The sequence below is a fragment of the Kamptonema formosum PCC 10802 genome (assembly GCF_000332335.1).
Taxonomy (GTDB): domain Bacteria; phylum Cyanobacteriota; class Cyanobacteriia; order Cyanobacteriales; family Oscillatoriaceae; genus Oscillatoria.
Genome location: NZ_KB235950.1, coordinates 173,675 through 199,450 on the forward strand (window position 1 = coordinate 173,675; position 25,776 = coordinate 199,450).

Consider the following 25,776-nt stretch of genomic DNA (forward strand, 5'->3'; position numbering starts at 1 on the left):
GGCAAGGCAGAGCAGCCAAAATTATGTATCCTAGGATAGATGGGCGAAATTAAGGAACTCAAATGTCAGCAGAATCCTATATCTTTCTAGCCGGCGCGAGTCGGGGTGTGGGCAGAGAAATTGCTAAGTGCCTCGTGGATAAGGAGGTGAAAGTCAAAGCCCTCCTGCGAGGGGAAACAGCTCGCGATGAGCTAGAATCAATGGGCATTAAGACCGTCACCGGCGACGCTTTGAATGTGGGGGATGTGGAAACGGCGATGCTGGGAGATGAGCCGGTGCATGCCCTGATCAGCACCATTGGCGGTTTGCCCAAGGATGGCGAGAGAGCGGACTATCTGGGCAACAAGAATCTCATCGATGCGGCGGTGAGAGCGGGAGTGCGGAAGTTTATCCTGGTTTCTTCTATCGGCACCGGCAACAGCCAAGGGGCCATACCCCCGCAAGCGTTGCAAGCTCTCGGTGCGGTGCTGGCAGAGAAGGAAAAAGCTGAGGAACACCTGATTGAGAGCGGGCTGACTTATACAATTGTACGACCGGGCGGGCTGAAGTCGGAACCGGCAACCGGCAGCGGAATTCTCACGGAGGATTGCCGGATTGCCGGCACCATTCACCGCGCTGATGTGGCGCAGCTGGTGTGCCGGTGCCTTTTTTCTCAGGCGGCGGACAATAAGGTCTTTTCCGCTGTTGACCGCAATATGCTGTACGGCAACCTAGAGTTTGAGGAATTTATTTTGAGCTGAAGGGTCTGACCCAGCCGCGAGCGAGGGCCCAGTCCAGGGCGGTGCCGGCGGCGGCAAACAGCAGCACGCTCTCAACGCCCAGCACGGCAAATGGCCAGAAGTCGCTGCTGGCACTCAGCCCCACATCCAGCTGGGCTAGCCCCCGCACGAGTCCGAAGGCGAGCACCGCACCGGCTTTCAGTTGGGGGTTGCTGTCGGTGCGGATAGCATAGCGGTAGGTGACGCCAAAGAGAAACCCGCTCAGCCCCGCGATGGCCAAACTGACCGGCAGCTTCAGGTCAGTGGGGGGGACAAGTACGCCGGCAAGGGCGTCAAAGCGCTTGGTCAAAAGCAGCTGGCTGGCGGCGGCGATTGCGCCAAAGGCCAAGAGGAGGGCCAAGGCCGCTAGGGTGCCGGCTTTGAGGGATTCGATTCGCTCTGCGGTTAAATCGCTGTGGGATGTCTCGCTCACGGGCAATGCCGGTGGAAAAGAGGGCTCAAACTGACATAATATAGGGCTTGGAGTTATTTTGTACTGTTTTTTTTAGGGACGGCTATGGATATTCTCACGCTGGGTTGGGCTGCGTTGCTAAGTGTTTTCACCTTCTCGATCGCAATGGTCGTCTGGGGGCGCAACGGCATGTAGGCTGTCCCCGCTGCCGTTTGTAGTTGGGCTAATGCCCCAACGTTTGCAGTTGGGCTAATGCCCCACCGGCAGGCAGGTTCGCCCCTGGTGTGCCGGCGGGGCAGATGGCAGCCGGGATTTGGGGATTTGGGGATTTGAAGATTTGGAGATGCCTCGGCGGGTATTTCCGCCCCTGCTGTGCCGGCGCTACAGATGGCAGCCGGGATTTGGGGATTTGGGGATTTGGGGGTGCCTGCGCCTTGTGCCGGTGAGAGCCGGCAAGCTGTGCCGCTTGAAGTAGAGCGGAATGGGGCTGTTGAGGAAATGCGCTTCCGTTCTAGGTTCTGAGGATCTGCGTGCGGTGCTGGCTGCGCGGGCAAGTGCCGCAGTTTTGTCAAATTTTGTCAGAATTTAGTATAATTTGCCGCCACACAGAGATTGAGGCCAAAGTGAAAGCCTCTCGCCGGCATAAGTCTTATCCGCCGGCAGTGCTATCGTATGGTGTGGGTGGCTGAGTTCTAGCACTAGCCCAATTGGTTAGGAGATTAGAGATTGAGGGCCGGCTAGACGGCGGCCCTGCGGATATACCTCGCAGGACAGACATCTTGCAACGGTCCGCCGGAGGGGGCGCGTACAGCGGCTTTGTAAGCGCAGCGTTCCGGTCTTGTCCATGACTGAGCTGTCGATTGCTATACTGACGGGAGTTGGAGTGAGTGAGCGAGCGGGCAAAGGAAAAGGGGGGACAAGCTTTTGTTAAGGATTGCCGCACGCATTGGGAGGCTGCGCCAGAATGCGGCTCAAGCTGGGATGGTTCGGCTCTCACCGCTTTTGTACTGGTGGCTTAACAGCGGGTTTGTGATTGGATTGAGAGTCTGAGTCTAATTTTATGCTTGTCTGTCCCGAGTCGGTTTGGAAGAACTGTTTAATAGACGAGAAGTTTACTTGCCGAGAACATGAGTGAGTCACAGAAAAAAAATATCTGGGATTGGATCAGTAATTTAGCGCTGGTTCGCTTTTTGCTTCTGTTCGCCTCAGGGTGGGCTTTTCTCCAGCTCTTAGCTTACTTTGAAACTGTGATTGTGGTTTTCACTTTTTCTTCAATTGTGGCTTTTCTGCTCAGCTATCCTGTGAGATGGCTGCAGCGGTTTTTCCCTCGCAGTTTAGCTGTTGGCTCAGTGTTTTTTCTGAGTCTCGTCTTGGTTGGCAGCCTGACCATCACTGTGGGCTTGGCGCTTCTCTCCCAAGGTCAGCAATTAATCGACAGCGTCACTCAGTTTGTCAACGCTCTCGCCCCACTCTCCGAGCGAACAGAAGCTTTTCTCCGGGAGCGGAACCTTCAGGTAAATCTGCGGGTTATTGAAGAGCAGTTGCGCACCCAAGCTTTAGCGGTAATGGTTTCTAGTATTGCTGTACTGCAAGTTTTTATAACGAATTTAGTGAGTTTGATATTGATTTGGGTTGTGTCTTTTTTTATGGTAATAGATGGGGAGAGGCTTTGGAGGCTGGTTCTTAAAATTATTCCGGCCCACTTGCAGGAGCGACTGACAGTTACGATTCAGCGAAACTTTTTAGGCTTTTTTCAGGGACAGCTGGTATTAATGCTATTTATGATAATTTCTAGCTTTCTTGTCCTGCTGGGATTCCAGGTAAATTTTCCCTTAGCTTTGGCAGTTATCCTGGGCATTTTTGACTTAGTGCCGGGAATCGGAGCGACATTAGGCATTAGCCTGATTTCTTTTCTCGTGATCGCTCAAAATGTTTGGCTGGCTTTTAAAGTGTTAGTAGCTTGCATCATTCTCCAGCAGATCCGCGATAATTTGATTTACCCTCGCATTATGCGAAACTCTCTGAATATACATCCTGTAGTTGTGTTTTTCGCACTTTTGATAGGAGCGAGAGCGGCAGGTCTGTTAGGTATATTTATCGCTATTCCTATTGCGGGTGTGTTGGTGAACTGGTTTGAAATCGAGGAAATGAAAGGGGAGGGGGAGGTAAAAATTAGAGAGGGAAAGGTGGAAATTTAAAAGTTAAAAGAGAGGGGCGTTGGCTCTCGACTGTCTGAGTGGGGCGGGCCGGTTAACACTGCAGCTGCACCGGCAGCCGAGACGCAGCCCGGCGCAGCCGCTCATTCTGGTGAGGGGGTTTATAAAGTAATTGTTAAGAAGCTGTAGGGCCAGAAGCTGGGTTTTTCTCTAGAAAAGCATAATTTTGCGGCTCTGTCACAAAAAGAAATCCTGTTTCTTGTGGCAACACCGGCTTCCGGCATCAAAGGTTAGGGCAGGGGGTCGCAGAAAGCTTTAATCCAGGAGCTTTCGGATATAATTTTACAAGAACCATTATCTGGGAAACAACATGGCTGGCAAGAAAATCTTGATGCTCGTGGGTGACTTCGTGGAAGACTACGAGGTGATGGTGCCTTTTCAGGCGCTGCAGATGGTGGGCCACACTGTCTCTGCCGTCTGCCCTAATAAGAAAGCCGGTGAGAGGGTTCGCACGGCAGTCCACGACTTTGAAGGAGACCAGACCTACAGCGAGAAACCCGGTCACAACTTCACTTTAAATGCCACCTTTGCGGAAGTGGATGCCGCAGAGTACGACGCCTTGGTGATTCCGGGCGGGCGTGCGCCGGAATATATCCGCCTCGACGAAAGGGTGCTGGAAATCACGCGCCACTTCGCCCGCACCAACAAGCCTATCGCTGCGGTGTGCCACGGTTTGCAAGTGTTGGCTGCCGCCGGCGTGCTGGAAGGCAAGCGCTGCACAGCTTACCCCGCCTGCGGTCCAGATGTGGTGCGCGCAGGAGGAGAATATCTTCAGATTGCCGTTGACGAGGCGGTGGTGGATGGCAACCTGGTGACGGCACCGGCATGGCCGGCCCACCCCCGCTGGCTGGCTGAATTCCTCAAAGTTCTGGGCACCCGCATCGAACACGCCAATTTAGTCGCCGTCTGAGACAGCCCCTGCGCACAGGCGCTTGTGCCCACTCTCACCCGCGCCGGCGCAAAGCTTTCTTTACCATATTTTTACCGGAAAAGAACGCCTGTTACAACACTTAACAGAAATCAGCGCTAGAGCGCCTCTCACCTGCAAACACACCCTGCATGCCACTGATAAAAGTCAAAGTTAAACCCAATTCAAAACAGCAAACGATAACGGAAGAACCCGATGGCAGCCTGACAGTGCAGCTGAAGTCGCCGCCGGTGGATGGCAAAGCGAACGAGGAGCTCATCAAAGTCTTGGCCAAAAAATTTGAGGTGCCGAAATCTCAAATCCGAATAAAATCAGGGCTGTCCTCAAAACACAAGCTGGTTGAAGTATCGCCCTAAGTGGGGCGGGCCATTGCGCAATTTTTTAACTGTGCAGCTTAAATGCATCATTCTTTGATTGCTTTTTTTTAGCGGCGTCATTGGCGTCGTTAGCGGTTGAATTAAACCTAGATAAATGCTCAACTCATTTTAACGCCAGAGGGTAGGGATTAGCAATCCCATAACCTTGGGCGTAATCCACACCCAAGCCTCGAATTGCCTTGAGGATGTCATCATTCTCCACAAACTCAGCAATTGTTTCCAAGCCCATCACATGCCCGATCCGGTTAATTGCTTCTATCATAGCCAAATAAACGGGATTGTCCACTACATTTTTAACAAAAGTGCCATCAATTTTCAGGTAATCCACCGGCAGATTTTTCAGATAGGCAAACGAAGAAGTGCCACTGCCGAAATCATCCAAAGCAAACGAGCAGCCCAGTTCCTTAAAAGTGCGGATGAACTGCCCCACCTTACTCAAAGAAGCCAGGGCGACTGTTTCGGTAATTTCAAAACAGAGCGCTTGCGGCGAGATTTGGTAAGTGGCGAATTGCTCGTGCAGGAAGTCAGAAAACTGGTCGTCGTTGAGGCTGGCACCAGAGAGATTGATACCGTAAAGCCTTTGCTGAGTGTCAGCTGTCAGATGTCGCTCGCCACTGCCGGCATTGAGCTCAGCTCCCACAGCTGACAAATGAGCGAAGAAGGTGCGGATCACCCAGCGGTCGATGGTGTGCATAATATTGTATCGCTCAGCAGCAGGAATAAACGCCATTGGGGAAACCAGCTTGCCGGTTTCATCTTCAAGCCGCAGGAGAACTTCGCCATACTCGATATTCGACCGCCTCGGCGTCACCGGAACAACAGGCTGCAAATAAAGGCGGAAACGATTGTCCTCAAACCCTTGAGTGATGCGCGAAACCCATTGCATTTGGCTGTGCTGCTGCGCCAGCTCGCTGTCGGAAGCTTCGTAGACGTGCACCCGATTGCGACCTTGCTCTTTAGCGGCATAGCAGGCGGCATCCGCTGCATTTAACACACTCGTCAGGCACCGGCTCTCGGCATTAATCCCCACTAACCCGATACTGGCACCAATGGTAAAAGTTTTGTCCTGCCACACGAAACGAAACGCCTGGATGCTCTCGCGCAGCGAATTGGCAACCCGCCGAGCCTGCTCCAGCGGGCACTGCTGCAGCAGCACAGCAAATTCATCGCCGCCCAGACGCGCTAGAGTGTCGGTTTTGCGGACACCGGCTTGCAGGAGGGCGCTGACTTGGCGCAGCAGCTCGTCCCCAGCGACGTGACCGCAGGTATCGTTGACAATCTTAAACCGGTCGAGATCCAGATAGCACAGCGCGTGCTGCTGGTTTTGCGTCTGAGCTTGCAGCATGGCCCGCTTCAAGCGCCCCTCAAACTCGCGCCGGTTCACCAAGCCGGTGAGGGCGTCGTGGCTGGCTTGCCAGGAGAGCTGGCGGGCGAGCACCCGTTCTTGGGTGACGTCGTGAAACACCAGCACCGCACCGACAATCTGGCCATCACTGCCGTGAATGGGCGCAGCGGACTCGTCAATGGCTAGCTCAGTGCCGTCTCGGGCTATCAGCAAGCTGGGGTTGGCCAGGGAGCAGGTGCGGTTGCCCCGCAACACGCTTTCCACCGGATTTTCCACCGGCTTTCGGGTGATTTCGCTGAGGGGCAGGAACACCCGACTCACCGGCAGCCCCAGCGCCTCCTGAGCCGGCCAGCCGGTGAGTCTCTGCGCGGCTGGGTTGATCAGCGCAATCCGCCCCAAAGCGTCGGTGGCAATCACGGCATCCCCAATAGAGTGCAGCGTGATCTGAGCCAGCTCCTTTTCTTGGAAAAGCAGTTCGTTTATCCGCTGCCGTTCGGCAATTTCCGCTCGCAGCTGGGCGTTGGCTTGCTCCAGCTCTGCAGTGCGCTCTCTCACCAGCTCTTCCAAGCGCTCCTGGTGCTGGCGCAGCTCTTTTTCCGCCCGGATGCGCTCCACAATTTCCACCACCAGGCTGTCGTTGGACTCCTTGAGCGCCGCTGTGCGCTCCGCGACTCGGATTTCCAGTTCTTCCTTTGCCTGTCTGAGCTCGGCTTCTGCATTCGCTCGCTCGGTGATGTCCGTGCCGGTGCAGATGATGTACTTTACTGAACCGGCGGCATCGAGAAGGGCGGTATTCGACCAGGCAATCCGCCGGTGAGTCCCGTCTTTTGCCACCCAGTGGCTTTCATAACTGTCCGTCCCGGCAATTTGTGTACCATTGGTACACAAATTTTTCTGAGTTTTGTCAAGAGCCGGCAAATTGTCGCTGGCTGCGGGTTGGGGGAGAGCCATTGGGCGGCAGGGGCTGCTGGCTGGCCAAATTTTGTGTACCATTGGTACACAAATTTTTCTGAGTTTTGTCAAGAGCCGGCAAATTGTCGCTGGCTGCGGTTGGGGGAGAGCCCTTGGGCGGCAGGGGCGGCTGGCTGGCCAAATTTTGTGTACCATTGGTACACAAATTTTTCTGAGTTTTGTCAAGAGCCGGCAAATTGTCGCTGGCTGCGGTTGGGGGAGAGCCCTTGGGCGGCAGGGGCGGCTGGCTGGCCAAATGTTGTGTACCATTGGTACACAAATTTTTCTGAGTTTTGTCAAGAGCCGGCAAATTGTCGCTGGCTGCGGTTGGGGGAGAGCCCTTGGGCGGCAGGGGCGGCAGGCTGGCCAAATTTTGTGTACCATTGGTACACAAATTTTTCTGAGTTTTGTCAAGAGCCGGCAAATTGTCGCTGGCTGCGGTTGGGGGAGAGCCATTGGGCGGCAGGGGCGGCAGGCTGGCCAAATTTTGTGTACCATTGGTACACAAATTTTTCTGAGTTTTGTCAAGAGCCGGCAAATTGTCGCTGGCTGCGGTTGGGGGAGAGCCCTTGGGCGGCAGGGGCGGCTGGCTGGCCAAATGTTGTGTACCATTGGTACACAAATTTTTCTGAGTTTTGTCAAGAGCCGGCAAATTGTCGCTGGCTGTGGTTGGGGGAGAGCCCTTGGGCGGCAGGGGCGGCTGGCTGGCCAAATGTTGTGTACCATTGGTACACAAATTTTTCTGAGTTTTGTCAAGAGCCGGCAAATTGTCGCTGGCTGCGGTTGGGGGAGAGCCATTGGGCGACAGGGGCGGCTGGCTGGCCAAATTTTGTGTACCATTGGTACACAAATTTTCCTGAGTTTTGTCAAGAGCCGGCAAATTGTCGCTGGCTCCGGTTGGGGGAGAGCCATTGGGCGACAGGGGCGGCTGGCTGGCCAAATGTTGTGTACCATTGGTACACAAATTTTTCTGAGTTTTGTCAAGAGCCGGCAAATTGTCGCTGGCTCCGGTTGGGGGAGAGCCCTTGGGCGGCAGGGGCGGCTGGCTGGCCAAATTTTGTGTACCATTGGTACACAAATTTTTCTGAGTTTTGTCAAGAGCCGGCAAATTGTCGCTGGCTCCGGTTGGGGGAGAGCCCTTGGGCGACAGGGGCGGCTGGTCGGCGAACCGTCGGGCGCTGAGGCTGTCAAAGATGGCGCGCACCGGCTCCACCTCTTCAGGAAGCAAGAACAGATCCCAGAAATGCAGCCCGAGCACCTCCGCTGTTGAGTGTCCGGAGGTTTCCAGGCAGGCGCGGTTGAAGCGGACAATTCGCCCAAGCGGATCGAGAACCATGACCAAGGCACCGGCAGTGTCGAGGACTGCTGAGACGAAGTTGCGCTCCTGGACCCGGGCTTCCTCCACCAGCTTGCGCTCCGTGATGTCCCGGGCTACCCAGATTACCGTGTCTGCTACCATTGGGGAAATGCTGGCGGCGAACCACACTAACCTGTCCCCTATTTGTAGGCTGTATTCAGCACTGACGGTCTGACTGTTGTTTAAAGCTTGCTGGATGTAGCCGAGAAATGTCTCAGCTTGCGCTCTCTCAAACACCTCGTGCAGCGTTTGCCCTATCAGATCGCTGGCGGATCTGTGCAAAAGCGAGGGATTTGTGGGAGCAATCTTGAGATAGCGCCCCCGGGCGTCCAAGACGACAATGACATCGTTCATTGCCGCCAAAAGTGCTCGCAGTTCTGCCTCTGAGGTGCGCAGGGCCGACTCTGTCCACTGGCGCTCGGCAATTTCCACCAGCAGTTTTTCATTCGCTTGGATTAACGCCTCTATCGGCTCTTGCATTCTGCTTTCTAAATGTTCATTTGCCCCTTTCATTTCCGCATCCGCTCGAAAGCCCTCCGTGACGTTGCTGGCGACGGCCAGTAGGTGTAAGGTAACACTGCCCGAGTTGCCGGCGCTACCTGGGGTGAACGGCGGCTTTTTTGCCGGCGGAACCAGCGCACGCTGCCGGTGGGGAGCGTCACTCACAGATATTGCTTGACTCTCGCTCTCATCACTCAGTTAAAAAAACTTAAAATTTGGCGTGACTGTGTGAGGTCTTTGTGTCATATATCCTACCCAATCCTAGCGCTCTCCAGCTGTCTGCCATTGTGCTGGCCGGTGGCCAAAGTTCCCGTATGGGTCAGGACAAAGCCCTGCTCGCCCCTCAGGGCGTTCCCCTGCTGCAGCAGGTTTGTCAGGTCGCCTTGGAGTGCCCTTCCCGCGTTTATGTGGTGACTTCCTGGCCTGAACGATACCGTGATATCCTGCCTGCTAGCTGCCAGTTGATTCCAGAAGTTTCTTTGCCCGGAGAGACAGAACCCCACGGGCCACTTGTGGGGTTCGCCCAAGGACTGGCGCAAGTGCAAACTGAATGGGTGCTGGCGCTCGCCTGCGATTTGCCCCGGTTGCGGGTTGAGGTGTTCCGGGACTGGATGGGCCTGCGGTTGGGTGCCGGCTCTGATGTGACGGCACTTTTGCCGCGCGATGCCGGTCTCTGGCAGCCTTTGTGCGGTTTCTACCGGCTCGCCTGTCTGCCGGCGCTCAGCGAGTATATCCGCCAGGGGGGCCGGTCGTTTCAGGGCTGGCTGGCCAGCTGTAAGGTCCTGGAACTGCCGGTGAGTGACCCAACCGTGCTTTTTAATTGCAATACTCCTGCTGATTTAGAAACAGTGGTTAGCCCTAGTTAGGGGCCCCTGCGCCTTGCTCCGGGGCGCAAGAGCGCCGGTCTGGAAATCTCAGAAACCGGCTTTATTTTGGTTTGCCCTCGGAACCCTCGGTCTTTCCCGTCAGAATACCCCTATTTTTTCACGTCAATTTTAATACAAGACCGGCGATCTTGTGGCTAAAAAATCCTCAATCTGGCTTAAATTTTGCCCCCTTCTCCGCCAGTCGCTGGCAACCGCCGTTCGTTCAAACCAACAGGGGCGGGGCAAGCAGAACCCCGGCCCCACCGGCTCTCGAGAGCCGGCCAAACCCCCTGAAGACTCCTGATTGGATATCCCTCTTCTGTCACTTTGGGGCAATTTGAGGAATTTGCACTATTTCAGGCAACGACAGATCCGGCTTTCACCCTTGTTTGACAAAAGAGGGATATATACTTAAGGCCATCGCTCCCTGTGGGGGCGGGCGCACTTGGCCGTACAGGATATCATTTCTAACATGTCAGGTGCCACCGGCAGCCCTAGAACCTCTGCGCGTGCTCTTTTTGCTACTGGTTGGGGTGGCGCTGTTTGAGTGCTTTGGAAATCTAACTGCGGAGAGAGGCCGGCTCCCTCATCAAGCCTTTACAGTTGGAGATGAGGAAAGGTGAATATACAGATTTGTGAGGGATAAAAATATGAGCCTTGAAGAGAGAGCCAAAGCAGTTGCCAAAAACATTGAAGGCAAAGTCCAAGAAGCGATAGGTGAGATTACCGGCAACCCGCAGGACAAAGTAGAAGGTCGAATAAAACAGGAGGAAGCTGCAGTCAGGCACGCCAAAGAAGACTTGAAAGATCGGGCCAAAGATATGGTAGATAGGGCTTAGGCTTTTGCCAGAAAAATTGCCGATCGATCAATCGAGTTTCTAGGGTGCGTTAGCGCTGCTCGTAACGCACCCTACTAAGATTAGTGGGGAATTAAACTATCCCCAATGGCAACAGCACCGCTGCTCGATACCGTCGCTAGGACGCCAGTCTGGGCGTGGCCAAACTGTTTTTGCAGCAGGGTCAAAAGTGGCATGTCTCGCACGCCGGTATCGGGATTAACTTCTATGTTGACGCAGCGACCGATACGCGCCGTGACGGCAATGGAAGCGCCTCCCAGCTGAAACTGCTTGCCAATCCAGCTGAATTCCTCCCACGCCGGTACGCCCTCCAGGAGAATGTTGGGGCGGAACCGGCGAACGTCCACCGGCTGGCCAGCAGACTGAGTCAGTTCGTCCAGGGTTGCCTGACTGAGCAGGGAAATGTGCACCGGCTCGCGATCGGGATAGCGCGTCTCGCCGCTGCCGGTGCCGGCGAGGTGCAGGGGCGCTCGCCCTGGGTGCCGCGCCGCTTCTGTGGGCTGTTGCGCCGCCAGATAGCCGGTGAAGAAGGCAGCAATGCGCTGGCGCTCCGAAGGGGTGCCGGTGGAAGCCGTCAGCAGCTCAACGCCCTGATGCCTGACGGTGAGCCGGTCAGTATTTGGGCTGTACGAACAGTCTAGCGCCGCCAGCCCGGGCCAGTCATTTTGCACAGCGAAGTTTTTTTTGCTCTTCCAAGGCACGGCGGTTTCGGAGGCACCGGCAAGAGCGTCACCAAATATCAGGGCAAAGGCGCGATCTCCTTTAATCCCGTGTCCAGCTGTCAGGAACACGCGCTCGCACTGCTCGGGCGTCAGCCCCTTGATGGGATGAATGAATAATTGCTTGACTTTTACTGCGCTCACGATTTACTATTTAAAACTAGATATTCCCTATTTTAGATTTTTCCTGCTGGATTAATACAATCCAAATGGGTACTTCAGGAGACAGATCCTCCAAAGCGGCGTTCCCAGGTTGAGCTGGGAACGAGGGGAAAACATCGGCGTTTATCTGCGCTCATCTGCGGTTCTAAATTCCCTAACCCCTGGGTTGGGGGTTGGGCGGAGCGCCAGCCGCCCGAAAGCCGAGGCTTTGGAAATAAAACCAGCCGAGGGTGACTAAAAACAAGAGATAGCCGGCGGCTTGAGCCAGATAAAGTTTGGATCGGTAGCCAAAGAGGGCTTTGAGAACGACGCCGGGGAACCGGCTGTCGGGGAGGGTGCCGGTGGCATCCCAAACCTGCGGTCCGAGGATGCAGGAGGTGCTTTTGGAGAGACAGAAGGCGGCATATTCGGGGTTTAGCCCGGCGAGGGTGCCAAGGGCTGCGTCAAAATTTTTCAGGGCTGAAATCACTAAACCAGACACAATCAGGAGGAGAAAAACTCCCATGATTTGGAAAAACAGGCGGAGGTTGATTTTGACGCCCCATTGGAACAGCAGCGCCCCAAAAAGCGCCGCACCGGCTAAGCCGGCGAGCGCGCCCAAGGCGGGCGCAACGCCTTGCTGGAATTTGGCCACAATGAACAGGACGGTTTCAAAGCCCTCTCGCAAGACGGCGATGAAAATTAAGGCAAATACGCCCCAACCGGCACTGCCGGTGTCCTGTTTGAGAGCCGCACTCACCGCACCCTCGATTTCTGCTTTCAGGGTTTTTGCCTGCTGGCTCATCCAAACCAGCATCCAGCTGAGCATAGCAATCGCCACGACGCTGAAAATCCCTTGCAGCAGCGGCTTAAACACCGGCGCGTAGGGCTGGTTAGAGGTTTCGACAGCTTGCAGCGCACCCGCCAGCAGTACGCCAACCAGGGCGCTGGCAAAAATCCCAACCAAAACGCCCGCATACACCCAGCGGTTCAGCTGGCTCTGCTGGGCTTTTTTCAGGCAAGCCAGGACAATTCCCACAACCAGCGCGGCTTCTACGCCTTCGCGAAGCGCGACTGCAAAAGTAGGCAGGGCAGCACTAAAATCCATAAGTTATACGCAATTTTGGATTTTGGATTTTGGATTTTGGATAGTGGATTGAAAAAGGCGGCAGGAAAGCCTTTTTAGCAGCCGGTAAAGATACTAGACTTTTTCACTTGTATGAGCAATGCCCTGGAAACCGGGTTTCTCAGCACCTCACTAATATGAGAGAGCCTAGCGCTATCCCAACTGGGGATTCTATCATGTTAGCTTGAATCCCCAGAATAAGCTGCTAGGCTTTCAACCTGCTTTTCCGTTGAAATGAGGCAGAGCCTCTAGATTGCGTTCCTCACAGTGCACGCAGGCTTCCCGTAAGGCTGGCTGGGAACGAGGGGATAACGAGGGGATAAACCGGTTTCTCAAAGAAACCGGGTTTCTCAACTGTGGGAGTTCGACTGGCAACTTACTTGAAATCGCGCAACATCTTTTTGATTTCTAGGTTGTGCATTTCTTCCTGGCCGATCTGGGTGCGGGCGAATTCTTCCAGATAAATGCTGGCATTTTCCACAATTTCGAGTAATTGTTTGTAGAGTTCCAGCGCTTTTTTCTCGTGGTTGAGGCTTTCCTGCAAAATGTCCTGCACCGTGTGTTTGTCGGTTTCCTCAATGGGAGAAATCTTCAGGCTGGGATGCCCTTCTAAGCCGGTGATGATTTCTCCCACTTGCTGGGCGTGGAGCAAGGACTCACTCGCCTGAGCTTTAAAAAAGTTGACGATGGGAATGCGGTTTGGCCCTGTGACCATCAGGGAATAGTGGGTGTAGCGCACCACCCCTGCCAGTTCAAATTCCATGATGGCGTTCAGCAGGTCGGTTGTTTTTTGGACGTCCAGCTCTCTCATTATTTCTTGCAGTTCTGTTCGGCAGAATACCCTTGATTATAGGGGAAAAGCGGGCAGGGGAAAAGCCCTCCCCTCTATCTCCTATACTCCGCTGTAACAATCATTGTATATACCGGCAGTGCGAGGAGGGGGCCGGTTGGGATTCAGCCCTCCTCTGGGAGTGGGGAGCTGCCTCACGGCTGACTGCCAGCCAGTCTCCGGGGCAGTCGCCCTGATATCAATTCCCAATAGCCCCTCGGACTGGGAAAAAGCATTCAGTCGGATTTTATCTGAGGTGAAGTTTCGGTTTTGCCCGCAGTTTTTGCGGTATAATCCGCGCGGTCAGTTACAGCCGCAACGGCTTGCTGGGGATTTCTCAGTGGAAAGAGTGCCCGACCGGCTAGACTTTGGAAATAAATGCCTCCGATGGAGATCGCGAAAATGCCATAACCGATTGCTTGGACGAAATACAGCTTGTCGGTGTATCCAAACAGGGCGCTGAGCAGAAGGCCAGGAAACCGCTCAGCCGGCAAAACTTTGGCAGTATTCCAAACCATTGGCCCGAGGATGCAAGAGTGCTCTCTTGCAAACCGTTCGTAATAAAAACACAGCGATGCGGACTTGCGATCTATTTGCGAGAGGGCGGTGACGGCGGCGTCAAAACTCCCCAGAGAGGAAACAACCAGCCCCGCCACAACCAGCAGCAATAAAATGCCCATGTACCGGAAAAACTCCCGGATGTTGATTTTCACGCCCCACTTGAACAGCAGCGCCCCAATCCAGGCGGCAGCGCCCAAACCGCAAAGCGCACCCAGGGCGGGGATGAAGCCCTGTTGAAACTTAGCCGCAACAAACAGGACGGTTTCAAAGCCCTCTCGCATCACAGCGATCAGAATTAAGCTGAACACCCCCCAACCGGCACCGGCATCCCTTTTCAGGGCGGCACTGACTGCGCCCTCGACTGCAGTTTTCATAAAGCGGGCTTGCTGAGTCATCCAAATCAGCATCCAGCTGAGCATGGCAATCGCCACGACGCTGAAGACACCCTCCAGCAAAGGCTCGACTGCCGGCGCATACACTTGATTGGAACTTCCCAAAGCTTGAATTGCCCAGCTAAACATTACGCCAACCGCCGCACTGGCTGCAATTCCAACCGACACGCCGGCATAAACCCAAGGCGTCAGGTGCGTTTGCTTGGCTTTTTTCAGACAAGCCAGGACAATTCCCACCACAAGAGCGGCTTCTACGCCTTCTCGCAGGGTAATGACAAAAGTAGGCAGGGCAGAACTAAAGTCCATAGGTTTGTTATTGGGGATATTGGGCAATGGGCATGGGGCTTTTTATAAACCGCCAAGACGCTGCGCCAAGGGAAGAAAAGAGACAGGATTTCAGCAGCATTTAGAATTGCTATATCCCCTGGGGATTGAAACTCACGGGTTCCCTTTTCGTTGCTACTGTTTGGCTTGGCTGTTAGCGCCACCGGCAATTATCTTTTGAGATTGCCCCTCAATCGCCTTAATCAGCGCAGTCACTTGTTCGGGGGTTTTCACCGGCGCTGCTGGGGGAATGGGTGCCGGCCAAGTTGCGGTCAGCTCAGCCAGACTTGCTACAATTGCTTTGTGAGCTTCCGGATGCTCTTTTTCAATTTGGGTGGCAATTCCTTTATAAAGTGTGCTAGCATAAGTAACAAACCCGCGCGAGTCTTGGTACTCGATGGCTGCCGCCACTTTGCCATTGGCAATCGCCGCCCCATATTCTGAATTGGCGGTATCCAGCAACCCGTTAATCACCTGCAGCACAAATTTAGGAGATTGGCGCTGCGTTTCAGGCAAGCCCTGAATTGCCCCATCAACCGCCTGCATGGACGCTTCAAACTTCGGGTTCAGCTTTTCACTTTTGGCATGGGCTTTCACCAAATCTTGCAAGCCGATCAGCACTGTCTTGAATTCTTTGACGTTGCGCTCTTTCAGCTGCTCTTCCACATCCACGTAAATCTCTTCTACGGGGTGGCCAATGTGAGGTTCGGCTTGGTCTGGCTTTTGCAAATCTAGGAGTTCTTTGGCTACCATAAGATGGCCTTTCATCAAGCCCAGTTTTGTCATGTAGTCAACATCTTTCGCCTCGCCGGTGAGTGTGATATCTTCAATCGTCACCATGTCTTTGATTTGCTCGTACTGCTCCTGGCTGATAACCTTTTTGGAGACCAATTCTTCCGTGCTGGCGTAGGGGCGGCTGCCTTGAATTTTGTTGGAGAGCGCCGGCACGCCCAGTTTGGCTTCCAACTTGTCCAATTCCGAAAGAATAGCGCTGTTGATGTTGATTTTCGGCTTGCCGCCGTGGTGGCTGTGACTGGCGGCAGTGCCGGTTGAGTGGGTGGCATCGGAGGAAGTTGAGGTGGTACCGGCAGTGGGATTGCTGTTGCAGCCGGTGAGCGCCACCAAACCGGCAGCCGCAAGGGCAAAAGACAGGGAACGAAAATAAGACATGGTGTTGACTCCGCTTTGGTGGAAATGATGCTTCAACGGCGAGCTTTGAGAGCGCTTTGTAGCCCGACCTGAAATAAGCATTGTGCGACTGAAGTGTCTAGTTTAGGGGAAGTGATAAATCTTGTCAATACAGTTGATAAAATTGTTGTACTATCCTTTCTCGATGACCTCGAACTGGCCCATACAGCCGGCTTCTGCAATCACATCCTGATGGGGGTGGAACATGTACTTGCCGGCGTAGGGAAAGCTAAATTCCAGGATGTGACGCTCAGCCACGCCCATTGTAATGACATCAGTCTTGTGGCTGGGAGTTAGCGTCATTCCCGTGGGGTAGACATCGAAAAAGTTGGCGTGCAGGTGGAAGGTTACAGCCGGCTCAAACTCAATCATATTCAGGACGTACAGCCGAATCAGCTGATTTCGGTAAATGGGGATGGAGTGCTTCATGTAGTAGTTCGGTATGCCATTAAAGGCATACAGTTCATTGCGGCTGTCGTCGTTGATGTCGTAGCCTTCCATCACCAGCACCATCTCATCCGCCGGCGGGCGAAAGGAAGGCGGATCGATGATGAACATCCCGTGCAGCCCTTTGCCAATGTGGCGAGTTACCGGCGCAATGTGGCAGTGGTATAAGTGAACGCCATAGGGTTCGGCGTCAAACTCATAAATAAATGCCGAATTGTGGCGCACTGGTTTGATTCCATCCATTTCTGAGCGGTGAGTGCCGTGAAAGTGCATGGTGTGGGCGTGCCCCCCCTGGTTGAGAAAAATTACGCGCACGCGCTCGCCTTCTGTCGCCCGGAGAGCCGGTCCGGGAACCCGCCCGTTATAGTTCCAAGTGTTGAAAGAAACAGCACTGTTCAGCTGCAGTGTTGTGTTGCCGGCTGTAATGCGAAATTCCCGGACAGTCCGCCCGTTTTCGCGCTTGACCGTGCCTCGGTCAAAATCCCGCAGCACCGCCATTGGGCTAATAGGATTTCCGCCGGTTGGCGGATTTGCCGGCACCGGCGGGACTCGCACCGGCAGCCCTTGGGGGCGCTGGCGCGCAAGCTGTTGCAAAGCTGCTGCAGTGCCGGTGACTCCAATGGCGGCGAGTCCCGCGCTCAGCAGGGTTCGGCGATTCAAAACTAGAGGTTTCAGGTCTTGCATTTTGCAAACAATCAGCGATGGGTGATAGGAAAGCCGGTAGAGTCACCTTATTTTAAAGGCGTGCGGCGGGTTTGTCGTCAGGGCTGGAGGCAGAGCCTCTGCAATTGAGTTTCCCACAAGGAGCCCCGCAATGAGGAACGAGGAGAAATTATTGTTACGGACTGACTTCTATCACTCCGCTGGGCGCAAACACGACCGTAAATTTACCGACAGGCGCTGCTCGGGTGCCGGTGCGCTCCGAATTCAGCAAGTTGGGCAGGGGAGTTTCTTGCAGGTACTCCTTTGCCGGCTGATTCACCGGCTCGAAGCTGGCGAGCGCTCCATCAGCGCGGGCGATGACGCGGTAAACTAAATTCCGGCTAAAAGTGGGGACAGTTTGCCAAGCTCGGTCTATTTTGTCGTAAACTGTCTGGCTGAGCGCCACCAGCTCAGCGGAATCGGTAATTTCTGGCGTGCTGCTAGCCGGCAATACCGCAGCCACCGGCGGTGTCGCCGCACTGGCATTCATCTGCGCCGCACCGGCATCTATCTGTGCGGGGGGGTTGCTCGCTGCTGGCTCAACCGCAGGCTGAACCTCTGCGGCAGCGGTTTCCTGCTGTGCCGGCTTGTACTCCAGCGTCAGCGACTTGACGTGAAACCCGGCAAATTTTTCTTTTTGGGCAACTCGCATGAAAGCCAACGGATAGCTGCCGGCAATCAGAGCAAAAACTCCCAGACAAATCCAGACAATTTTGTGCATCTCCCTGGCAGGTATCGGCTTCAGTTGTGTTTCCATTTCTCAGCTCCTCACACTTTTTTTACGTCAGCGGCAAATAGGGGAATAGGGGGTGCCAGCTCATGGCGGTGGCAGCAATCAGCAAGACAAACATCCAGAAAAATATCGTTTTGGCTTTGACTTGCTTGTCTTTCAGCACCAGGGAGAGGATTGCCCAGCTGACAAGCCAGCCAATCAGCAACACTGTTTCCTTGCCGGTGTAGCTGCCAATGTTGCCCCACATGGGGTCAGGATTGTGAGAGCCAGGTATCCAGCTGCCCAGCGCCCAAATCAATTTTTCTCGCGCTTTGGATGTGTCTGACAAGTGGTGAGCCACCATCATGCTAAAGCAGCCAATTGCCGCACTAATCAGCGCCGCGGCGGCAGGGCCAGAAACTGCCGGCGGGTTCCCAGAACCCTCTGCCAAGCCTTTAGGAAATGTCTTTACCCGCTCCCAAATTAGAGCGTAAGCAGGTTGCGATCCCACTTCAGGTGGGCGGGACAGCTGTCGAGTCATTTTACCCTCCTTTGAAATTCCACCATTCTCGTTTCTCGTTCCGGGGCTCCCCCAGGAAATGCCTTAAAAGAGGCTCTGCCTCATTTTTTTGTCTTGCTCCCAGATAGCAGGACGGGAAGCGGGAAGTTTCTCACAAAGCGTGGATTTTTGCAACGCCCAGCCCGCTGACTAAGCCACCCATCGCAAAAAACATCATCGCCATCAATGCCACACAGGTGGCTGTCAGGACCGGCCTGTTTTGCTTTTCGAGAATTGTGTCCCCGTACTCCCACAAAATCCATGTACAGGCAACGCCTAAGGGCAGGGTGAACAGCGAGCTTAATTCGTGATATTCCGCGAGGACGTACTGCCCTAAAGGTGAATTTTCTTTAAGCCAAGCGGAAGCGCCGCCGAACTCCATGCCAGCTCGGAAGCGCATGTAAGCTAAATTGCCGGTGGCGATTCCCAGAAACGCTATCACAGTGGACCAAAAGGTCAGGGTGCGCATTTGAGGCAGGATTTTACTCGCGCCGCGCAGCAAGGGAAACGCCAAGTGCCCCGTGTAAACCGCTACAACCGTTGCCAGCAAGGCTCCAAAGCCATGAATTGTCCCCATCCACCGCTGCCAGGGGCTCGGATGCAAGAGGTTAACAAAGGGCAAAAACAGAAACAAACCCGCAGACAAGATGCTCAGCCCGTAGACGCAGACTTGGGCGATGTCTAGCTGTTTGGGAAATGCAGCTGAACTTGAATCACTACCAGATTGCACCACAATAGGAAACCCTCCTCGGGTGTAGATTACACCAGACACCAACAGTTCAGAAAAATTTGCAATACTTGTCCGTGGGCTCTCAGGAATAATTCCTAAGAGTCGGCTGGCTGGCTTGAGCCGCTCACCAGACTTGGCTCAGCCATTCGCTTACCTAATGGCCCACCTGCTTGGCTGATTGCCTGCAGTCCGCCACTCTTTAAGAATATCTCCTTTTTAGCTTTTTGCCTATATATCTCAACAATTTTTCACATTCAGCGAACCGGATGTTCATAAACTTACCGTTTTGCAAGGGTTTCAGAAATATGCCACAGGTTGTGAGGAAAATTTTCTGTCAAACTGGCCCGTAGCAATTGCGAGATATTCTCACTATTAGCCTGAGGAGTGGCCGCAACCGGCATTCCTGGACTGGGGTGAGCGCCGGCAGTCCCGTAACAGGCGGTGGCCTTGCCGGTGGGGGAGCGAGGGCCACCCCGGCAGCCACGGGACTGCCGGCAGCCACTGGGCGGGGCAGCTCCTGCCAGCCCTCTATTAGAAATATTTTGCAAGAAAGCGTGACATGACAGCATTATAAACAGCCAAACAGTCACTGTCAACAACTTGAGCGCGTAAAGATTGATGTCCTGGAAGTAAGCGGGGGCTCACAATAAAATTCATAAATCCGTGTAATTACTCATAAGAATAATAAAGATAAAATAAAAATAGTGGGCGATTTAAGGTTAAGTGATTAAACGTAGAAAAAGGAGCGAGCGGTCGGGGGTGCGTCGCGAGAGTGAAAATGCCCCGGGCGGGGATTGAAAAGTCTGCCGCCAATCCGTTTCTGTAAAGAACGACTCCGGAACGTAATGGAGGACAGCAATGCACATCCCAGATGGGTTTGTTTCAGTGCCGGTGGCGGCGGCGACCGGCGTGGCGAGTGTGGCGGCGGTGGCAGTGGCCCTTTCGCGGTCGGATCGGGCGCATGGTATTCGGCAAGCCCCCCTACTCGGTTTAACCACAGCCTTTGTGTTTGCCGCGCAGATGATTAATTTCCCAGTGGCCGGCGGCACCAGCGGGCACCTGCTGGGGGCCACTCTGGCGGCGGTGGTGCTGGGCAGTCCTTGGGCAGCCACCATCTGCATCACCACCGTATTGCTCATTCAAGCTGTCCTTTTCGCCGATGGCGGCATCACCGCCTTGGGCGCGAACGCCCTCAACATGGGCGTAATTGGAGTGTGGGCCGGCTGGGGACTGACCCGCGTCCTGCACCGGCTCCTCGGCGGGTCAAAAAATCGCTTGCCCCTAGCTGCCGGAATTGCTGCCGGCGTCAGCGTAGTGGCTGCAGCAGTGGCCTGCAGCATCGAGCTAGCCCTTTCTGGAACCGCACCAGCAAACCTAGTTTTACCCGCCATGACCGGCATCCACATCCTGATCGGAGTCGGCGAAGGCGCGATCACCGGCGGCGTCCTCACCTACCTGGCCACCGCACGCCCCGACTTGCTGCCCGGAGAGCAGCCACAATTCCAGAAGTGGCTCGTGCCTGTAGTCAGCGTATTCCTGATTGCCGGCGTCCTCTCCCTAGCCGCCTCAGCGTGGCCAGACGGGTTAGAAAAAGTAGCCGAAGACCTCGGCTTTATCCAGCTGGCGGAAAACGCGCGCGTGACGGTGCCCACCCCCCTGGCGGATTACGAGATTCAAGGCTTCGGGCCAATTGGCACCAGCATCGCCGGCATTTTGGGGAGTGGCGCGTCCTTCGGGGTGGCATTTGGACTCGCCCGGCTGGTAAAACCGAAACATGCGTAAACTCTCCATCCCATTTCGGCTGCGGCTGTCCCTAATCATCGTCATCGGGGCAGCTTTCTTGAAAACCGGCGCTTGGACTGCCCTGAGTGCCTACGGCGCAGTCGCACTCCTGTGGGCCGCCGCCTTGCGGACGCCGGTGCGCTCGCTCTTGCAGTTGCTGGGCGCAGAACTAATTTTACTGAGCTTAATCGCCTTGCCCCTGGGGTGGGAGCGAGCCAGTTTTTTGCTCCTTCGCTCCCTCATTTGCCTGCTAACCATGAACAGCTTCCTGCTCAGCTTGCCCCCCCACACCTTCGGAATCGCCCTGAAAGGCTTGCCCCTACCGGCTCGTTTCCTGGAAAATGTCCTCCTAGCAGGGCAATATCTGGAAATTTTGCTCTCCGAAGTCACCCGCATGCAGCGAGCCGGCCAGTGTCGCGGTCTTTCAGGGTCGGCAGGCTGGCTGCGCTACACCAGCGCCGCTATGATTGGCTCTCTATACATCCGCAGCCTCCAGCGAGCCGAGCGAGTTTACGGCGCAATGGTGGCTCGCGGCTATCACGGCTTCCTGCCGGTGGACCAGCGATCCACCCCCTTTGAGCGCGCCAGTTTGGCCGGTGGGGCTTTAGTTGCCGGTTGGCTAACCCTGGCGTCATACTTAAAATTGTGAGTGGTGAAATTTCCGTTTCAATCTCATGTCCGGCCAATTGCCCATAATTCCTCTCTCCCTTGCTGCCAGACCGCATAAATTCGGTCTCTGCAAGAGACACCCGCACACTAGCCTCAGGCGCATATTACGGGAAATTAACCAGACATGATATGAGTGTTCTAACCCCCAACCCCCAATCCCCAACCCCCAATCCCCGCACAGTTGGAGTTGCCGTTCGCGACCTAGTATTTTCCTATCCCCAGCAGCCGCCGGTTTTGCGGGGGATTTCCTTCACCGTCAATCAAGGAGAGCGAGTTGCCCTGCTCGGGCCCACAGGTTCCGGCAAAAGCACCTTACTGGAAAATCTGATAGGCTTGAAACAGCCCAACGCCGGCCAAATTTGGATACAGGGCACTCGCCTCGAACCGGCAACCCTGCCGCAAGTGCGCCGGCAAATCGGTTTTTCCTTCCAAGACGCCAGCGACCAGCTGTTTATGCCAACCATCCTGGAAGACATCACCTTTGGCCCGCGCAATTACGGCGCAAAACCCGCAGCAGCAGCAGAAAAAGCGCACAAACTGCTCGCAGAATTCGGTCTGGAAACCTACGCCCACCGTTCCGCGCACGAACTTTCCGGCGGCCAGAAACGCCTTGCCGCCCTAGCTGCTATTCTGGCATTAGAGCCTTCCGTGCTAATTTTGGACGAGCCCACAACCGGCCTCGATCCGGGGTGGCGGCGTCACCTAGCCAAAGTGCTCTCTAAGCTGCCGGTGCGGGTGCTGCTCATTGCTTCCCACGACCTGAATTGGATTGGCAAAACCACAGACAGAGCGCTAGTTTTGGCCGGTGGGGAAATTCAGGCAGATGCGCCAACCCGCGAACTGCTGCGAGATGGCTCAGTCCTGGAACAGTACGGTTTGCCTTTGGATTATTAAAGGGTTTGGGCCGGGATTTGGGGATTTGGGGATTGGGGGTTTAGCAAATTAGAAGATTGAAGTATAGCTATGACAAAGGGATTGGAAGAATTCGTTGAGCTTACGCAGCAGATTATTGCTGCGTGTTATGAGGGGCAAAAAATTCTTGATCCCGGTCTTTACTCGTTCCCAGCCTCAGGCTGGGAACGCGATTCTGGAGGCTCTGCCTCCTTTCTCCTACAAGCAAACTAAAAGCCTAACAGCTTACCTCAAACTATCTCGGAAATGCGCGTCTCTAAATTACCTGTGGCGCTTTTGGTGAATTTCGGAGATACAAGCACTCCGCCGCTTTGAAAACCGCGACCCATCCCTTAATCCCCTAATCCCCTAATCCCGGCTCTTTCAATTTTACCACGGCTTCCCGGTAAAGCGCCACCGCTAAGTCTCGGATGATTTCTTCGCTCTCGAAGGAATCTCCGAATTTTTTTTTTGCTGTCTCGACGCAGAGTTTCATCAGTTCTGCTGACTCCTCGATGTGGCCGGCAATCTCCTGTTGCTGTTCTGGGGATGGTTCCTTGGGCTGTGTTTCTTCTTGGGGGGGAATGTCGTTTTGCTTTCTTTTTTGTATTTCTTCGGAGAACCCGGACGCGATGATGCCGGCAGGGAGGGCAAATAAGCCAATCCCAATGAAGGCGAGTGCCGCACTGAAGAATTTTCCCAGGGGGGTGACGGGGTAAACGTCTCCATAGCCAACGGTTGTCAGGGTGACTACTCCCCACCACATGGCTGCCGCTATGCTGGGAAATGCTGCGGGTTGTGCTTTGTTTTCTGCATAGTACATGACCGATGAGGCAAAGATTAACAGGATTAAGACGGATAGGAATGTCATCGCTAACTCATCTTTTTTGTTTCCTATTACTTGTAAAATGGCTTGCAGCGACTGGGAGTATCTAATTAGCTTTAATAAGCGGAGCAGCCGAAAGATGTCGGCTTCTTTTATCAGCGCGACATCTGGAAATAGGGCCATTAAGTAAAAGGGCAGGATGGCCATCAAGTCGGCGATCACTAAGGGGGTGAGGGCATATCCCAGTCTCCCCCAAATCGGATGCCGGTATCTGGGATCGGCGGTGCATGACCACAGTTGCAAAATGTATAAAATTGTAAAGTACAGTAAAACTGTCAGCTCAATTCCTGAGAAGAGTATGTTATACTGAAAGGAGAGGGCTTTGGATGTTTCTAAAATAAAGGCGCTGACATCTAAGATGACTAAAACAGTGACGCTAATGTCGTCAAATCGGCTCAGCCAGTCCTGAGGGTCTGAGGATTCTAGGATTTCATAGACTCGGCTTTTAAGTGGTTGACTCATCTGACCGGGGCGGCTGGGGCGAGCGGGATATGAATATCTATAGCAGCTTTCAATGATTTTGGCAACCTCTGGGGGCCCAGAACCCCGGTTTCTTTGAGAACCCGGGGTTGTGCAATATCTTCCTGGGATTGAGACGCTTCTAGCTGATGTGTTAAATTGTCCCTCTTTTCTTTGCTTGGCGTAACCGGAACGGCGGCGGTTTATTAAAAAAAGCTCGCTGACGTGGGGGCTCTGGTGCGGCGAGAGCTGGGCTGCGGCTGAGGCTGCCAAATGCTATGATAATGTAAATCCCGGAAATGTCTTCAGCAATGGCCTGACATGACGATGAAAACTCCCTCACTGGCTCAACGGTTAACCGGCTTGGCAATGGGACTGGGCGCAGCAGCCACTTTCAGTCACCCGGGCGCGGCGGAAGGTACAACCTTTTTTTGCGGCGCGAGCGATGGCATCCCCGCAACTATCGCCCGCATCCGAGGGGAAGAGGTGCCGGTGATTCTCTGGAATTCTCCAGATATCGGGGATTCCGGCGATACGCCACAGCAGCGCTGCGAGAATGTCTCTGAAAAATTCCAGATTTATTATGACACCGGCACGCTGAATTACATTACGACGGCGAGGAGGGATGGCCAAGTGGTGGCGTGCGCCGCTCAGGGTGCGGGGGAGCCTTGCGCCGAGGTGCTGTTTCCGCTAAAGTCGGATGAGAAGAACCCCAAAAGTGCTCTGCAACGGATATTGCGCATCCGCGTTCCGGCTGACGGGCCAATCAGCGAAACAGACCCCCGCGTCTACATTAGTCTGGATAAGTATCTCAACGGTCAGTACCCCAGCTTGGATCTGACTCGCATCCGCACACCGGCCTCTGAATCTGACAATTCCCCCCAGTGAGGGCGGACTGACGCACCCGAACACGATCTGAAAGGTGACGGGAAATTCAACTTTATGGGCTTATATTTTTCCTACAGTTTTTTCAGGAGACTGCCGGCGGCGCTTTTGGGTCCGGCTATCGCACAGGGGCAAAATCCCGGTTCGGGCGCAACCGCAGTCACCGGCAACTTCAAAAATCAGTTGGAATTCTCTGGCCTGAAAATTTGGCGATCGACTGATAGCGGAGAGCCCTGATGTCGTATCATAAAGTCACAATAAAAATACTGACAGCTGTTACAATTATATATCATACTTTCGGTTGGTCAAATTTTTCTCAGGCTCAAAACCTCCAAGAAATCAATCAATTGCGTGACACGAATCAATGTCAGGGATGCGATCTCAGAGGTGCCAGTCTCAGCCGCGCCGACCTCAAAGGAGTCAACTTGAGCCGCGCCGACTTGAGCGGTGCCGATCTCAAGTATGCTAACCTGGAGAGTTCCGATTTGAGCGGCAGCAACCTGCAAAATGCCGGACTGCATTTTGCCAACCTGGAAAATGCGGATCTCAGAGGTGCTGACCTCAGCAATGTTAACCTCTCTGCGGCCACACTCAAAAATGCCAGAATCGACCGGACGACAAAAATTGACGCCAAATGGCGTCTGGTTTGGGAGATTGTCAGTCTGGGAGGGCGAGGGCGAGATATTAGCGGTGCCGATTTGAGTCAAGCGAATTTGCAAGCGGCGAACTTGAGTGGGGCGAACTTAAGTGGGTCTGATTTGAGTGCTGCCCAACTGAATAATGCTAACCTCAATAGTGTCAACCTGAACGGTGCTAAACTGATTAATGCGGACTTGAATCGCGCTAACCTAACTCACGCTAAGCTCAGGAATGCTAACCTGAGGGATGCTAACCTGAGCGGTGCTGACCTCAGCGCTGCTGACTTGAAAGGTGCGGATTTGAGGGGTGCGGACTTGAGGGGCGCTGATTTAAGAAGCGATGCTTACTGGGGGAATACGCGACTGGAAGGGGCTAACCTGGAAGGGGCCAATCTGTGCGGGGCGATCGTAAGCGATGGGAAAAGATCCGAGCAAGGCTGTGATTAGTAGAGACAAGGGCAGGCGCGCTATACAACTTAATAATGTAAAAAAAATTAACCGCGCCATAAAAAAATGCTATATAATTAATAATTAAGTTATAGATCATCTGCCAAAGCTGCTTTGAGAG

The 25,776-nt window shown here is 54.2% G+C and carries 28 protein-coding genes; 14 read left to right on the plus strand and 14 right to left on the minus strand.

All coding sequences use genetic code 11. The features are described 5' to 3' along the window. Window positions 1–62 precede the first annotated feature (62 nt). The gene (locus OSC10802_RS0134565; protein ID WP_017721333.1) at window positions 63–740 is read left to right on the plus strand and encodes an SDR family oxidoreductase; all 678 of its coding nucleotides are present in this window, start codon (window positions 63–65) and stop codon (window positions 738–740) included. Here OSC10802_RS0134565 and OSC10802_RS0134570 read toward each other — a convergent pair. After that, window positions 727–1,191 (minus strand): hypothetical protein, encoded by a 465-nt coding sequence (locus tag OSC10802_RS0134570; RefSeq protein WP_017721334.1) that lies wholly within the window; start codon window positions 1,189–1,191, stop codon window positions 727–729. The two genes, OSC10802_RS0134565 and OSC10802_RS0134570, sit on opposite strands and share 14 nt — an antisense overlap. Before the next feature lie 84 nt (window positions 1,192–1,275). On the opposite strand from OSC10802_RS0134570, the gene petN reads away from it, so the two are divergent. The 5 genes from petN to OSC10802_RS0134595 all read left to right on the plus strand — a co-directional run bounded on the left by petN (window position 1,276) and on the right by OSC10802_RS0134595 (window position 4,670). Beyond that, entirely contained in the window at window positions 1,276–1,365 is a 90-nt protein-coding gene (gene petN, locus OSC10802_RS47040; protein ID WP_071593413.1) for a cytochrome b6-f complex subunit PetN, read from the plus strand. 148 nt (window positions 1,366–1,513) lie between these two features. Continuing rightward, window positions 1,514–1,645 (plus strand): hypothetical protein, encoded by a 132-nt coding sequence (locus OSC10802_RS56045; RefSeq protein ID WP_255349221.1) that lies wholly within the window; start codon window positions 1,514–1,516, stop codon window positions 1,643–1,645. Window positions 1,646–2,297: 652 nt separating this feature from the next. Then, window positions 2,298–3,368 carry an AI-2E family transporter gene (locus OSC10802_RS0134585; protein WP_017721337.1) on the plus strand — a complete coding sequence of 357 codons (1,071 nt, stop codon included), beginning with the start codon at window positions 2,298–2,300 and terminating at the stop codon, window positions 3,366–3,368. A gap of 328 nt (window positions 3,369–3,696) precedes the next feature. After that, window positions 3,697–4,296 carry a DJ-1/PfpI family protein gene (locus OSC10802_RS0134590; RefSeq protein ID WP_017721338.1) on the plus strand — a complete coding sequence of 200 codons (600 nt, stop codon included), beginning with the start codon at window positions 3,697–3,699 and terminating at the stop codon, window positions 4,294–4,296. A 149-nt stretch (window positions 4,297–4,445) separates the two neighbouring features. Then, complete coding sequence (locus tag OSC10802_RS0134595) at window positions 4,446–4,670, plus strand: DUF167 domain-containing protein (RefSeq protein ID WP_017721339.1); 225 nt, start codon at window positions 4,446–4,448, stop codon at window positions 4,668–4,670. Window positions 4,671–4,794: 124 nt separating this feature from the next. On the opposite strand, the gene OSC10802_RS43245 is transcribed toward OSC10802_RS0134595, so the two are convergent. Then, on the minus strand, window positions 4,795–7,029 hold the full coding sequence (locus OSC10802_RS43245; protein WP_232731890.1) for an EAL domain-containing protein: 2,235 nt from the start codon (window positions 7,027–7,029) through the stop codon (window positions 4,795–4,797). Continuing rightward, a complete protein-coding gene (locus OSC10802_RS55210; protein ID WP_026099068.1) occupies window positions 6,941–9,010 on the minus strand; it encodes a PAS domain-containing protein in 2,070 nt (689 codons plus the stop codon). Before OSC10802_RS55210 ends, OSC10802_RS43245 begins: the two co-directional genes overlap by 89 nt. A 74-nt stretch (window positions 9,011–9,084) precedes the next feature. On the opposite strand from OSC10802_RS55210, the gene OSC10802_RS0134610 reads away from it, so the two are divergent. After that, entirely contained in the window at window positions 9,085–9,711 is a 627-nt protein-coding gene (locus tag OSC10802_RS0134610; protein WP_232731891.1) for a molybdenum cofactor guanylyltransferase, read from the plus strand. 650 nt (window positions 9,712–10,361) lie between these two features. Then, entirely contained in the window at window positions 10,362–10,550 is a 189-nt protein-coding gene (locus OSC10802_RS0134615; RefSeq protein ID WP_017721342.1) for a CsbD family protein, read from the plus strand. 80 nt (window positions 10,551–10,630) lie between these two features. On the opposite strand, the gene OSC10802_RS0134620 is transcribed toward OSC10802_RS0134615, so the two are convergent. The 10 genes from OSC10802_RS0134620 to OSC10802_RS52070 form a co-directional block, all read right to left on the minus strand. Further along, window positions 10,631–11,431 (minus strand): MOSC domain-containing protein, encoded by an 801-nt coding sequence (locus tag OSC10802_RS0134620; protein ID WP_017721343.1) that lies wholly within the window; start codon window positions 11,429–11,431, stop codon window positions 10,631–10,633. A 172-nt stretch (window positions 11,432–11,603) separates the two neighbouring features. Beyond that, complete coding sequence (locus OSC10802_RS0134625; RefSeq protein WP_017721344.1) at window positions 11,604–12,536, minus strand: FTR1 family iron permease; 933 nt, start codon at window positions 12,534–12,536, stop codon at window positions 11,604–11,606. A 394-nt stretch (window positions 12,537–12,930) separates the two neighbouring features. Beyond that, complete coding sequence (locus tag OSC10802_RS0134630; protein WP_017721345.1) at window positions 12,931–13,365, minus strand: ferritin-like domain-containing protein; 435 nt, start codon at window positions 13,363–13,365, stop codon at window positions 12,931–12,933. Window positions 13,366–13,619: 254 nt separating this feature from the next. After that, window positions 13,620–14,642, minus strand: coding sequence for an FTR1 family iron permease (locus OSC10802_RS0134635; protein WP_017721346.1), 1,023 nt, complete (start codon window positions 14,640–14,642; stop codon window positions 13,620–13,622). A 153-nt stretch (window positions 14,643–14,795) separates the two neighbouring features. Continuing rightward, window positions 14,796–15,830: a ComEA family DNA-binding protein gene (locus tag OSC10802_RS0134640; protein ID WP_017721347.1), complete on the minus strand. Its 1,035-nt coding sequence runs from the start codon at window positions 15,828–15,830 to the stop codon at window positions 14,796–14,798. A gap of 150 nt (window positions 15,831–15,980) precedes the next feature. Next, entirely contained in the window at window positions 15,981–16,979 is a 999-nt protein-coding gene (locus tag OSC10802_RS0134645) for a multicopper oxidase domain-containing protein (protein ID WP_026099070.1), read from the minus strand. 154 nt (window positions 16,980–17,133) lie between these two features. Beyond that, window positions 17,134–17,754 carry a hypothetical protein gene (locus tag OSC10802_RS0134650; protein ID WP_026099071.1) on the minus strand — a complete coding sequence of 207 codons (621 nt, stop codon included), beginning with the start codon at window positions 17,752–17,754 and terminating at the stop codon, window positions 17,134–17,136. 22 nt (window positions 17,755–17,776) lie between these two features. Further along, on the minus strand, window positions 17,777–18,250 hold the full coding sequence (locus OSC10802_RS0134655) for a hypothetical protein (RefSeq protein ID WP_017721350.1): 474 nt from the start codon (window positions 18,248–18,250) through the stop codon (window positions 17,777–17,779). A 130-nt stretch (window positions 18,251–18,380) separates the two neighbouring features. Next, window positions 18,381–19,001 (minus strand): hypothetical protein, encoded by a 621-nt coding sequence (locus OSC10802_RS0134660; RefSeq protein WP_044172644.1) that lies wholly within the window; start codon window positions 18,999–19,001, stop codon window positions 18,381–18,383. A 275-nt stretch (window positions 19,002–19,276) separates the two neighbouring features. After that, the gene (locus OSC10802_RS52070; RefSeq protein ID WP_155969112.1) at window positions 19,277–19,588 is read right to left on the minus strand and encodes a hypothetical protein; all 312 of its coding nucleotides are present in this window, start codon (window positions 19,586–19,588) and stop codon (window positions 19,277–19,279) included. A 268-nt stretch (window positions 19,589–19,856) separates the two neighbouring features. Here OSC10802_RS52070 and OSC10802_RS0134670 point away from each other — a divergent pair, with 268 nt between their 5' ends. The 3 genes from OSC10802_RS0134670 (at window position 19,857) to OSC10802_RS0134680 (ending at window position 22,343) form a co-directional block, all read left to right on the plus strand. Continuing rightward, window positions 19,857–20,780, plus strand: coding sequence for an energy-coupling factor ABC transporter permease (locus tag OSC10802_RS0134670; RefSeq protein WP_017721352.1), 924 nt, complete (start codon window positions 19,857–19,859; stop codon window positions 20,778–20,780). Next, entirely contained in the window at window positions 20,773–21,429 is a 657-nt protein-coding gene (locus OSC10802_RS0134675; RefSeq protein ID WP_017721353.1) for an energy-coupling factor transporter transmembrane component T family protein, read from the plus strand. The genes OSC10802_RS0134670 and OSC10802_RS0134675 overlap by 8 nt, the downstream gene beginning before the upstream one ends. Before the next feature lie 149 nt (window positions 21,430–21,578). Continuing rightward, window positions 21,579–22,343, plus strand: coding sequence for an energy-coupling factor ABC transporter ATP-binding protein (locus OSC10802_RS0134680; RefSeq protein WP_017721354.1), 765 nt, complete (start codon window positions 21,579–21,581; stop codon window positions 22,341–22,343). A gap of 358 nt (window positions 22,344–22,701) precedes the next feature. Here OSC10802_RS0134680 and OSC10802_RS0134690 read toward each other — a convergent pair whose 3' ends face one another. Beyond that, a complete protein-coding gene (locus OSC10802_RS0134690) occupies window positions 22,702–23,688 on the minus strand; it encodes an ion transporter (RefSeq protein WP_017721356.1) in 987 nt (328 codons plus the stop codon). Window positions 23,689–24,012: 324 nt separating this feature from the next. Between OSC10802_RS0134690 and OSC10802_RS43250 the strand changes: the two genes are divergently transcribed. From OSC10802_RS43250 to OSC10802_RS43255, 3 genes are read left to right on the plus strand one after another with little or no spacing between them, the layout of a single operon-like run. Further along, a complete protein-coding gene (locus tag OSC10802_RS43250) occupies window positions 24,013–24,573 on the plus strand; it encodes a COP23 domain-containing protein (RefSeq protein WP_017721357.1) in 561 nt (186 codons plus the stop codon). Window positions 24,574–24,627: 54 nt separating this feature from the next. Next, a complete protein-coding gene (locus tag OSC10802_RS0134700) occupies window positions 24,628–24,807 on the plus strand; it encodes a hypothetical protein (RefSeq protein ID WP_017721358.1) in 180 nt (59 codons plus the stop codon). Next, window positions 24,807–25,655, plus strand: a complete 849-nt coding sequence (locus OSC10802_RS43255) for a pentapeptide repeat-containing protein (RefSeq protein WP_017721359.1) — start codon at window positions 24,807–24,809, stop codon at window positions 25,653–25,655. The genes OSC10802_RS0134700 and OSC10802_RS43255 overlap by 1 nt, the downstream gene beginning before the upstream one ends. Window positions 25,656–25,776 lie beyond the last annotated feature (121 nt).